This is a genomic window from Chamaesiphon sp. VAR_48_metabat_403 (genome assembly GCF_031422475.1).
In the GTDB taxonomy this organism is placed as follows: Bacteria; Cyanobacteriota; Cyanobacteriia; order Cyanobacteriales; family Chamaesiphonaceae; genus Chamaesiphon.
Genome location: NZ_JANPLS010000295.1, coordinates 1 through 10,667 on the forward strand (window position 1 = coordinate 1; position 10,667 = coordinate 10,667).

General features: G+C 45.9%; 12 protein-coding genes. 6 read left to right on the forward strand and 6 right to left on the reverse strand.

Going from position 1 to position 10,667, the window contains the following annotated elements:
• Window positions 1–95: 95 nt before the first annotated feature.
• A complete protein-coding gene (locus tag RMO79_RS14030) occupies window positions 96–518 on the reverse strand; it encodes a hypothetical protein (RefSeq protein WP_310483782.1) in 423 nt (140 codons plus the stop codon).
• Window positions 519–862: 344 nt separating this feature from the next.
• Between RMO79_RS14030 and fmdA the strand changes: the two genes are divergently transcribed.
• Together fmdA and RMO79_RS14040 are read left to right on the forward strand one after the other, a co-directional pair.
• Complete coding sequence (fmdA, locus tag RMO79_RS14035; protein WP_310483783.1) at window positions 863–2,068, forward strand: formamidase; 1,206 nt, start codon at window positions 863–865, stop codon at window positions 2,066–2,068.
• A gap of 38 nt (window positions 2,069–2,106) precedes the next feature.
• Window positions 2,107–2,376 (forward strand): zinc ribbon domain-containing protein, encoded by a 270-nt coding sequence (locus RMO79_RS14040; RefSeq protein WP_310483784.1) that lies wholly within the window; start codon window positions 2,107–2,109, stop codon window positions 2,374–2,376.
• 74 nt (window positions 2,377–2,450) lie between these two features.
• Here RMO79_RS14040 and RMO79_RS14045 read toward each other — a convergent pair whose 3' ends face one another.
• Window positions 2,451–2,909, reverse strand: a complete 459-nt coding sequence (locus RMO79_RS14045) for a hypothetical protein (protein WP_310483785.1) — start codon at window positions 2,907–2,909, stop codon at window positions 2,451–2,453.
• 155 nt (window positions 2,910–3,064) lie between these two features.
• On the opposite strand from RMO79_RS14045, the gene RMO79_RS14050 reads away from it, so the two are divergent.
• The 3 genes from RMO79_RS14050 to RMO79_RS14060 all read left to right on the forward strand — a co-directional run bounded on the left by RMO79_RS14050 (window position 3,065) and on the right by RMO79_RS14060 (window position 5,174).
• Window positions 3,065–3,796 (forward strand): HAD family hydrolase, encoded by a 732-nt coding sequence (locus RMO79_RS14050; RefSeq protein ID WP_310483786.1) that lies wholly within the window; start codon window positions 3,065–3,067, stop codon window positions 3,794–3,796.
• 293 nt (window positions 3,797–4,089) lie between these two features.
• Complete coding sequence (locus RMO79_RS14055) at window positions 4,090–4,782, forward strand: Uma2 family endonuclease (RefSeq protein ID WP_310483787.1); 693 nt, start codon at window positions 4,090–4,092, stop codon at window positions 4,780–4,782.
• An 11-nt stretch (window positions 4,783–4,793) separates the two neighbouring features.
• Window positions 4,794–5,174 (forward strand): hypothetical protein, encoded by a 381-nt coding sequence (locus RMO79_RS14060; RefSeq protein WP_310483789.1) that lies wholly within the window; start codon window positions 4,794–4,796, stop codon window positions 5,172–5,174.
• 13 nt (window positions 5,175–5,187) lie between these two features.
• Here RMO79_RS14060 and RMO79_RS14065 read toward each other — a convergent pair whose 3' ends face one another.
• The 4 genes from RMO79_RS14065 to RMO79_RS14080 all read right to left on the reverse strand — a co-directional run bounded on the left by RMO79_RS14065 (window position 5,188) and on the right by RMO79_RS14080 (window position 9,805).
• On the reverse strand, window positions 5,188–5,718 hold the full coding sequence (locus RMO79_RS14065; RefSeq protein WP_310483790.1) for a hypothetical protein: 531 nt from the start codon (window positions 5,716–5,718) through the stop codon (window positions 5,188–5,190).
• A gap of 14 nt (window positions 5,719–5,732) precedes the next feature.
• Window positions 5,733–8,459, reverse strand: a complete 2,727-nt coding sequence (locus RMO79_RS14070; RefSeq protein WP_310483791.1) for a hypothetical protein — start codon at window positions 8,457–8,459, stop codon at window positions 5,733–5,735.
• Window positions 8,460–8,558: 99 nt separating this feature from the next.
• Window positions 8,559–9,326 carry a DUF1350 family protein gene (locus tag RMO79_RS14075; protein ID WP_310483792.1) on the reverse strand — a complete coding sequence of 256 codons (768 nt, stop codon included), beginning with the start codon at window positions 9,324–9,326 and terminating at the stop codon, window positions 8,559–8,561.
• Window positions 9,327–9,472: 146 nt separating this feature from the next.
• Window positions 9,473–9,805, reverse strand: a complete 333-nt coding sequence (locus RMO79_RS14080) for a hypothetical protein (RefSeq protein ID WP_310483793.1) — start codon at window positions 9,803–9,805, stop codon at window positions 9,473–9,475.
• 234 nt (window positions 9,806–10,039) lie between these two features.
• On the opposite strand from RMO79_RS14080, the gene RMO79_RS14085 reads away from it, so the two are divergent.
• Entirely contained in the window at window positions 10,040–10,504 is a 465-nt protein-coding gene (locus RMO79_RS14085) for a hypothetical protein (protein ID WP_310483794.1), read from the forward strand.
• The last annotated feature ends 163 nt before the right edge of the window (window positions 10,505–10,667 follow it).

Genomic DNA, 10,667 nt, shown 5'->3' on the forward strand with positions numbered 1-10,667 from the left:
TGCAAAGTCCGCCTACGCGGACTAACATATTAGATTTAGTCCGCGTAGGCGGACTTTGTAACATTAGCCGCGATTTCAATCGCAGGTGTTCTACGTTACCCACCAACTAACGGCGTAAGACGGAGAAACAGAAGTTCGGAATTAACCGTGAGGTCTAAAACCGCCGCCAAGTCCTCTTGCTGCTCGTCATCGATAAATACGAGGTAAAACCCATCTTTGAAGGCTTGCAGGGCATTCTCGATCGCACTCTTCACATCCACCACCTGTTCGAGATCGCTACCGCCGCTACTAATTTTACCCAGCGCAACTCCCGCCTCAATATCAATTATGCCCAATACTTTGGTCGTTCTTCGATCGGCTTGTCTACTTTGAAACGATCGAATTTCCGATCTCACGATTTGGGCGAGTAATTCCGCTAATGTCAGCGGCTGCTCTGATAGAGACATCTGCCAGCTTGTAAATAGATTTTGGCTTTTGCCCAAAACTTTGCCGGATATAGTCAGGGTGGGTGTAGCCATCGATCGAACCTTTATTTATGACGTTTAATATAAATATTATTCCCCGACTGTCTCCACAAACCCAAGAATGTATATGCCGATACATCCAATATTTATTGAATCGGTCGATAATCTTGTTATGCAAATCAAGTTAAATCGATCGCCAGTTTAGGTACATACAAGCAAAATAGCAGCCAAATTCGCTCTCGAAGATTAGGTTGAAATTTGCCAGTATTTTTATGCAACTTTAATTTTGACCTACGCTTTTTAAAGTGTTCGCAATCGCCTAAGTTTAAGATTTGTCAGGCTGTTCAGAAATATGATGTGTTAGATTTTGTTCCGATCTTCTTCCATCTTTATAACTTATGCCTAAAACATTATTTCAAGTAGATTTGACCAAATCGATGGATAAACAGGATATGCCAGGACACAACCGCTGGCATCCCGATATTCCGGCGGTAGTTTCTGTCAATCCTGGCGATATTTTTCGGATTGAATGTAAAGACTGGACGGACGGACAGATCAAAAATGATGATAGCCCCGATGATATTCGCGATGTCGATTTAACAGTCGTACATGTGTTGAGCGGGCCGATTTGGGTTAATGGTGCCGAACCGGGCGATATTCTGGTCGTAGATATCCTCGATATCGGTGCTTTACAGGGCGATGAATGGGGCTTTACAGGTATTTTCGATAAAAAGAATGGCGGTGGCTTCCTCACCGACCATTTCCCCAATCCGGCAAAGGCGATTTGGGACTTAGAGGGGATTTATACTAAGTCTCGGCATATTCCTGGCGTGCGGTTTGCGGGGATTACCCATCCTGGTTTAATCGGCTGCGCTCCCTCTCACGAGCTGCTGGCGACGTGGAATAAACGGGAATCAGAATTGATGGCAACCCAACCCGACAGGCGCACTTATGGGGCGGGTTTTGCGGGAGAGGTGCCCGTATTGGCAGCATTACCCAATCCTACTAACGCAATTTTAGGTACTTTAGCAGGTTCGGACTTCGATCGAGTAGCAGCAGAAGCCGCGCGAACAGTACCCCCGCGCGAACATGGCGGCAATTGCGATATTAAGAATCTCTCGAAGGGTACCAAGATTTATTTTCCCGTATATGTCGAGGGTGCTAAATTATCGATGGGCGATATTCACTTCTCTCAAGGCGATGGAGAAATCTCGTTCTGTGGTGCGATCGAAATGTCTGGCTTTATCGATTTACACGTCGAAATTATTAAAGGCGGCGTGGAAAAATATGCGATGGTAAATCCAATTTTCAAACCCGGCCCCGTCCAACCGCAGTATTCTGAATACTTAGTATTTGAAGGTATTTCGGTGGATGAATTTACGGGCAAACAATATTTTATGGATGTCCATATTGCCTATCGGCGCGCATGTTTGAATGCGATCGAATATCTGAAAAAATTTGGATTTACAGGCGAACAAGCCTATCTGTTACTCAGTTGCGCCCCCGTCGAAGGCCGAGTCAGCGGCATTGTCGATATCCCCAATGCCTGTTGTACCGTCGCCATTCCCACCGCAATTTTCGACAAAAATATCTTACCCGTTTAATTATCGAAAACAGTCCTTACTTCTTACTCCTTACCCCCATGCCTCTTTACGAATTTCGCTGTAATAGTTGCGGCATCTTTGATGAATGGCGCACGATGAATGACAGTAGCAATCCGGCTAATTGTCCCGATTGTCAGGAGTCGGCAAAACGGATTTTCTCAATACCTGGAGTCCAATTGAATGGTAATTTACGACTGCATAAAACTGCAAATTCCGAACCGCAATTAGTCACAAAACCAGCAACAGATCCAGATCTAAAAACTAGAGCTAAAAGTCACGGCGGTCGTCCGTGGATGCTCGGTCATTAATCGCTACTAAAATCGCTGGTAGGGGTAACTCATGAATTACCCCTGCCAGCGATTTTAGTAGAATGTCAACTAATTTAATTATCTTTACCGATCGAAGATTCTTCGGAAATAAATAAATCTTTAGGTGTTTTTGGTTGACGAGATCGTGAATTCATCGCGCCTTTACGGAAAAGTTCCAACTCCTGCGCTTCTGCCGCCAAGATGGTTAATTTTTTCCACCACCAATAATAAAAGGGGGGAGTTATTAAAGGTTCGCTGGCTAATTCCCATAGCACTAGAGCTTGTTTGTGTGGAGAGGGAGAAATGTCTTCACTTAAAGGTTGAGAGCATAATTCGCTGGCGCGATCCTTAAACTGTTGCTGAATGTGGCTGGTGCCTTGTTGAAGACAGTCCCAACACAGATCGCCTATCAGAGAGCCATTTTGACGGCGTAATAGCAATCGAGATCGATCGCTAGAAAATGAGTGCCAGCAAGCGACACAACGCAATCGATGGGGCTGAGGCTTTAGATTGCGTTCTAGGTGAATTTTCATTTGACGATTAGCTGTCAACCTGTGGTAAAAATTTTAATAAATGCGTTGGCTTAACCTCTCCAACGGAGAATCGCTTTATTCGCACGCTTTCTCTAGAATAACGGATCGATTCGCGATATTTTCAGGATTTTTGCAATTCTCAACAAGGAATACCCATGATTTCGATCGATTGTCTCAGCCGCCAATTTCCAGACATCCAAGCAATTATTTTTGATAAAGATGGCACCCTCGAAGACTCTGGCGACTATCTTCGCAATCTCGCTCAAAAACGCGCGCGACTGATTGACGCGCAAATTCCGGGAGTTGGCGAACCTTTGCTGATGGCATTTGGCGTAAACGATCGTGGATTAGATCCGGCGGGATTGCAGGCGGTAGGCAGTCGCTATGAGAATGAAATTGCAGCGGCGGCGTATATTGCCGAAACGGGCAGGGGCTGGAGTGCGGCTCTAGATATCGTGCGGGGAGCTTTTAATGAAGTCGATCGAGTGATGGAATCTACTCCGAATGCGATGTTTCCTGGTTGTGCTGATGCGATCGCCATCCTAGCAGGTGCGGGGCTTAAACTAGGGATAGTTTCGGCGGCGACGACTAGCCAAGTTGTCAAATTTGCCAATTATCATCGATTGCAGTCTGATTTTCAGGTGCTGTTAGGTTCCGATCTCCAGTTTGCCAAACCCGATCCGCGCTTGTTTCAATTTGCCTGTCAGGAATTGGGGGTAAAACCCGCGCACACCCTGATGGTGGGCGATAGTCGCTGGGATATGGTAATGGCAAGTCAAGGCGGTGCGGCGGGCTGTATCGGCATCTCCTGGGGGAGATTTACCCAACCGCTAGCTGGTGCTGATGTCTCGATCGAGAATTTATCCCAGCTCCGAATTAGTAGGTAGGCTCAATGACCACCTGGGGATAAATCCCCTTATCTCACAGATTAAGTCCACTGAAGTGGACTGTGAGACTCTTTAGTCCACTTCAGTGGACTTTAGCTGCTAGCACTTTAGTCGCGGGTGGGTAATGAGCGGAGCTAACTCAGGTTCTGTCAATTTGTTGACGATAGAATGCGGATTGCAGCAGTTTTATTTTTAAAAACTACTTTTCATCATGAAAGTCGCTGACTAGTTTCGCCCGAACTCTCATCTATAATTGAAATACGCTTATTTAAACCCTTAACCCAGCTCTAGCAATGGTTAAAACACCCTTCGATCGTCGGCTAATTCCACCACTGGAAAATGGCGATAGGCTCACTCGTTACGAATTCGAGCGACGCTACGATAACATGTCACAGCTCAAACGAGCCGAATTAATTGAAGGAGTTGTCTACATGGCTGCGGCACTGCGCTTTAAAAGTCACGGGCAACCTCATGCTAGTCTGCTGACTTGGCTGGGAAATTACACGGTTGCTACCCCAGGGACTGCATTAGGCGATGCGCCGACGGTACGTTTGGATATGGATAACGAACCGCAGCCAGATGCGGTATTGTTAATTGAATCACAATGCGGCGGTCGATCGCGGTTGAGTGAAGATGATTACATCGAAGGGGCACCGGAATTAGTAGTCGAGATCGCTGCTAGTAGTGTGTCGATCGATTTAGGCGATAAAAAACGTGCATACCGTCGCAATGGTATTCCTGAATATATCGTCTGGCAGGTATTCGATCGCCAAGTAGATTGGTTTTATTTGCAAGAAGGGGAATATATCTCTTTACCGATAGATGCCGATGGTACGATTCGGAGTCGCGTATTTCCAGGCTTATGGCTGGCGGTAGACGATTTAATCGCTGGAAATATGGTAAGAGTTTTGGCGGTATTGCAAGCAGGTTTGGCAGCAGCAGAACATGATGCCTTCGTGAAACAGTTATCAACCGTAGGCGACTAGAAACAGATTTAATGCAGCTCGATTTATTAGAATTATTTACCCTCACAATCTCGATCGCGATCGAGGCGGCAATTGTGAGTATCTGGGGGAAATTCCGTAAATTAGCATGGCGACGGCTGGCGATCGTTGCCTGTGCGAGTACGTTAGTAACTCATCCTATTCTCTGGAAAATATTTAGCGATCTGTTACCAAAGATGAGCTTTGAGCTGGCACCGAGCGATCGATTCAATTATCTGGCACTATTACTTGAAATTCCGGTAGTAATAGTTGAAGGATTAATTTATAAATGGGTAATTAAATATTCATGGCGATCGAGTCTGAGTTTGTCTTTTTTCGCTAATCTCGCATCTTATCTATTTGGCGTGTTTCTTTTCAATACATTTTTAAACTAATAAAAATAACGTACTAACTTGCTAGTTTACGATCGCGTTTCCAAGCCAGCCATCCTAAAATTGCCATGCCGATCGCTGGAAATAAAAATACATTTAGCGTCGATGAATTTTCATCGGCAATCTTAAATTTCAGATCTTTATTATCGATCGATTGAATCTGCACGTTAGCTACTACCTGTTTGCCGTCATTGAGCAGCGGCACAGAATGAGGAAGTGGAATTGTTGACTTACTTTTAATTAAGAACTTTTGCAGCCGAGGCTCAGTCAAAATCTTGGTAGATTTAATATTTTGGAGAGCTAAATCGCTTAATTGACTTTTATTAATGGCGGCAATATTGGCAGCGGCTCGGTATCCAGACAAAGAAATACATCGATCGGTTTCGATGAGTTGATAAGGTGTGGCGGTATCGGCATGGGTTGTCACTTGAATAAATAATAACCGCTCGGGATATGCTGTTAAATTAGTAACCTTGATGCAATATTCAAAATTCCTAGTATATCCAGCATCGGGAGCGACATCGGCAAGAATTAATATATTTTTCATTTATTTTTTGGGGTTTAAAAACCTTGCCAGCAATTAATAAAAACTTGAGATTTGTTGTCGATCGGCAATCGAGGACAGGGTGTTAAATAGCCGAGGCTAGTTTGTTGGAGATCGATTTTTTGCAAGATGGGCGAACTAGAAACAATGGCGATCGTGGCGGGTTGTAATTGCCCAGAAGTCGAAATTTGATAAGCTCCAAAGGGGAGATCGGCAAACTCATAGCTACCATCGGATTTAGTTGTTGTCGATCGCCGATTGGGAATAGTTGGCGGTGGACGATCTCCGGTAATTGTCGATAGTTGAATGGCAATAACTTCGACATTGGGCCGTATTTTACCCATTGAGTCAGTCACTATTCCCGTCACGGTATAAATCGGCATCAGCGGGATTGAGACAGTAGTATAACTACCCAATGCCACATTAACACGCAGAGCGGTGAGTGGTTTGCCAGTTGCATCGGTCATCGAATTTCGCCACTGAGGTGGGAGACGCGCAAAATTAAGATCGAGTCGATAACTTCCTGGTGCAGCTCTAACTTCGACGCGGTTGGCTAATTGAGTGGTTTGACTGGGATTGAGTGCTTGATTATCGAGCTTAACTAATTCGGAATGCCAATAACTTTCTTCACCAGGATCTTGTTTGCCATTACCATTGCGATCGAAAAATGGTTGAATGGCAATTCCGCCACGAGTCCGCAATTCTTCTACCCGCGTATTAGTCACGCTACCACCCTGAAAATCGAGGGTAGATTGAATTTCGAGCGAAAAATTCTCGCGATTGGTAAAAGCAGAAATGCCCTGATAGCGACCGATTAATTGTAAACCCGGAGCTAAAGTTACGCCGACACCCGCATTGGCACCGCGACCGAAACCGCTCCAGCCGTAGCCTAATTCGGATTGAAACTGTGTCGATTGATAACGCCAGATTAATTGACTTAAAGTAGTCGGCGCACCTGCATAAGTCGATTGATAATTAGCGACGAGATTGTGATTGGTTCCGTTTTGATTGGGAATGCGATAGCTGACTTCGGAATTGAGACTAATTTCATTTCCCTGCAAGCCAACTTGCCAATTATTCTGGTTATGGTTCGCGCTCCACCGCAAAAAAGAATTACTATCGAACGTTCCTTGAATATTACTACTGCTATTGGGAAGCAAACTAAAATTATAGTTACCGCCGATCGCCACCCCCGACAAACTATCATATTTACTAGTTGCCGTAAATTGTGGCGTTAATAGCCAATTGAGCGCAGCACGGCTGGAAAATTTATCGCTGCTAAAATTAGCATTAAAACTGGCTGTCGGTTGATAATTAAGGTTACTGACAATATCCCATCGATCGCCTGTAACTGCTGAAATCGAAGCCTGGAGGGGTATGCCCGTCGGTTGCCAAAATACATCACTCGATCCGCGTACCGCCAGCGGATCGGCAATTACACCCCCACCCACAGTCAAAGATTCGCTAATCCCCCGCCGATAAGCTACCCCACCCTGCAAGCCATCGAATTTGCCGACAAATTCATTCGTACCCCGATTGTAATTTACCCCCGCAGACGCAATAAACGCCCCCGCACCGACGGGTAATTGACCTGGAACCGTCGTAAATGTGACATCTCGTACCTGCGGATCGGCGGTAAGCTGACCGTTAGGATACAACAACAGCCGATAATTACTCCCAAACTCGCCGTCATTACTAACGATTACATTCTCGAACCGAAATACCCCCGAACTATCGACTAATAACTGTCCGACAACATTAGTCGTAAACCCCCGCACCAATCGTACCACCGTCCCCGGTTGCGCTTGACCGATGACAGTTCGCCCCAGCCGACTCGATTGTAAACGATCGTTAGGCAAAAAATCGCCCCCCGCCAGCGATGTCGGCGGTGTAAAATCTTGCCGCTGAATGGTCGTAATTCCCCAATACGCGCCCGTCGGGTTGCCCTGTCTGCGCCAAAATGGACTCTGGGAACCTGCAATCCAGTCGGATGTAGTACTTTGGTTGATGATGACCGCATCGCTCAATCCCCACGTCAACAGATTGGCAAGTTTGGGTTGATCGACGCGTAAATACCAACTCGAACCCAACACCGTTCCGACAGCTTTAAATTCCCCCTGGGTATTGAGTTGATTATTCGTCGAGCCGCTGAGGTTGATTCGCTGCTGTACCGCACTAATACTGGCAGTAGGCGGGTCGATCGCCGTCAATCCTTCTAAACTCACAGGTGCTTCCTTCACCACGGGTTTAGGGCGATCTTTGGGCAAGGTGTAACTAAATTTAAGCGCGATCTCACCCGCCGCGTTGTCAAATTCAATTTTCAGCCCTGGCAATTTTTGCAGTTCGCCAATGCTAATAACTTTACCTAACTGCGGATGAGATTGCCATTGACGCGGATTCAATCTGACTTGCAGGTAAGGCGACGTGAGTTCGATTTCACCAGTGGGAAGCTGTTTTTGTTGAATCTCTAATCGCTGGAGCGTAGCATCGAAAGGTAGCAGCCAATTGGCTCGCTCGCTCGCTCCGACAATCTCGATCTGTTGCGGTGGTAAATTATTAACACTCGCTTTAATCCGATCGATCTTCAGAATTTGCCGATCGATCGTTGTTGCCGGATCGCTAGTCGCTGGTAGCGGTGTTGCTAGGGCATCGAGTGTTAGCAACTGTCCGAAAAATCCGCACCAGAATACAGCTTGCGCTAGCAGCTCGGTGTTTTTGCAAAGACTTTTCCAATCAGATGCCAAGTTCGATCGCCAGTAATATTCAACACATTTATTGGCTCGATCTTATCAGATTTTTCGACACCCAAAAGTATCTCTCGATCGCGACTTTCCCTCGATCCCTTAAACCACCCCAACCGGATCGAGCCAAACTAACATTTTCTCTTTGAGTTGATGGAGATCGCGGTGAACTTCTTGCTTAATCCATTGCCCGATCGCATCGAACGGTGTAAAAATTTGGGGATTTAATTGCCATTGAAAATCCTGTCCCAAGGGTGTTAAATGACTGCCGCCAAGCATCTGTGTCGAAACAGTCCCTGGGAAAATTCTAGTTAAAGTTTGACCCAAAGTATAAGACTGATCGAGGGTATCGTTATTAAATTTGACAATTAAATTGCGGGGGACATCATAATAACCTGCTACTAACTCTAGCGTTTCTTGCGGATTGGGGGTGAATTCCATATTGAATTCAGATGGCATTTGCCCCATTAACGGTACCGCATCGCGAGCGGAAAAATTATTAAACGAAATCAAAATATTACCAGCTCGTTCGACCTCATACATACTGCCGACTAAGAGATGAAGCTTGCAGCCCATACTGTGTCCGATGCCATAAACAGGCAGTCGATCGGGTAAATATTTACGACGTTGCAATAGTTCTAACGTATCTTCAAAACTATTATAAACCTCGCTGGCGATCGCCCGATGATCGAAGGTATTAATAAACGATGTCGCGATCGTCGCATAACCTTGTTTGCCCAATCCTTCTAACAATAGTCGATAAGTCAAATGCGGAGCAGCCGCGACAAATGCCCCACCTAAAAAATGGATAACAGCACGCGGCTGACGCGGAATATAAACCCAATTACCAGAAATTTCTTGCCAATCCATTATGCTTAGGTTTTAGTTTGTTTAGGTATTAGGTATTAGGCTTTAGGCTTTAGGTTTTAGGGGTAAAGGGTAAAGGGAATCTCCCCGTCCTCTCACATTCCCCTGGTGGTTTCGGCTCCGCTCAACCACCCCCTGCTCCCCCTCCCTTAAAAGTAGCCAAAAAAGCTATCAAAGTCGAGATCGCCATCTTCGCCATTGAAAGGATTGCGATTTTCCCCGATTGGTGCGCGGTTGGCAAATTCATTAGGCGTGCGATCGTCGCTCCATCCCCACCACGCCGTTCCACACTCGCACAGATAAAATTCTTGCCACTTGCGTTTGCGATTTTCGACAAATACCGGAGAACGACGATCGATCCAAGCGGCGGTAGCGGCGGTAGAACTAGCATGACAGCTAGGACAGCAAAATCCTTGGGCGTGAGTTGCGCGTTCTCTCCACTCAGGTGGTGTAGGGCTAAAAGCTTCCATGTAGTTAGACATCGGTATGCATGTACGGTCTGGATATCGAAAAACGAGCTAGTGGTGTTGGCGTTGCTCCACAGGAGTGGCTGCGCCCAAAGGTAATCGAGACTATCGTTATTTTAGCGAAGATCGATAATCGTTGATTAACTATAATAAGTAGTTTAACGAGGATCTGCGGTTCCTAGTTAAATTGGTAAGATCGATGGAGATAACTAAGTAAGTGCCTAAACTTGAGCGCGCTATTAAATTAAGATGACCCTAATTACTTCGATCGCCGATGCTCCCGATTTAACTGCTGATGACTATTTAGTCATCGGTGTGGCTACTTGCTTTTTTCGCGATGATGATGGCGTTCATCAAGTCAAAGTCATCGAACCGATCCCTTCTTCTGCATTAGAAGCCCTGATTAAAGGTATTCCCACCTCCTACGAAATTGCCGCCGCTACGACTTTAGGTGCCGCTATCGATGGCGATGCTCCGCAAATTCCGGCGAGTTTCCCTAGCGACTGTCAACTGAGTAGTGAATTTGCCTACCGTTGTATTGCTTCCGCCCGTACCTACAAACGCCGTACCGAAGCCCAAGTGCATATTCCTCAAGGCACTACCTATACTAGTTTTAATTATTCTACCGATCGCAAACGCATTCTCAACGCCGATCGGGTTGTCACTAAAGACGATAATGTCAAGCAACACGCTTATACTCATCAAAAACTATAGTCTATTGGCGATGATGCGTAGTCCCTTTACCCCACCCTTTATAAGCTACGGTGTATACACATCTCTGGTGAGAAGCGAAATTGGTGGGAATCCCCCTGTCTTGAAAAGGTGCTTTACTTGCGGCTCGCCTTTGGACGGGTTCCCCGTCAAAAAAGGCGAGACA